1 protein-coding gene is annotated in these 231 nt (G+C 42.4%); it reads left to right on the forward strand.

Translation table 11 applies throughout. The annotated features are described in order from the left end of the window. A partial coding sequence (locus tag SB749_RS21110; RefSeq protein WP_410712044.1) for an alpha-amylase family glycosyl hydrolase occupies positions 1–231 on the forward strand: 231 nt, incomplete at both ends.

The following is a 231-nucleotide window of genomic DNA, read 5'->3' on the forward strand; positions in this document are numbered from 1 at the left end:
GGCGATTGGCAAGATATTAACGCCATTGCCAACGATGTAAAGTTAATGGCTGATTTAGTGATTAATCATTGCTCTAGCCGAAGTCTGTGGTTTGAAAACTTTTTAACCGATACACACCCAGGGAAAGACTATTTTAAAACAGCTAGTTTAACTGACGATTTAAGCCAAGTCGTGCGCCCACGAACCTCGCCATTATTACATACGGTAGCCACAGCAAGCGGTGATAAGCAT

Origin of the sequence: Brevibacterium sp. SIMBA_078 (assembly GCF_046534565.1) — a bacterium.
GTDB lineage: Bacteria > Actinomycetota > Actinomycetes > Actinomycetales > Brevibacteriaceae > Brevibacterium.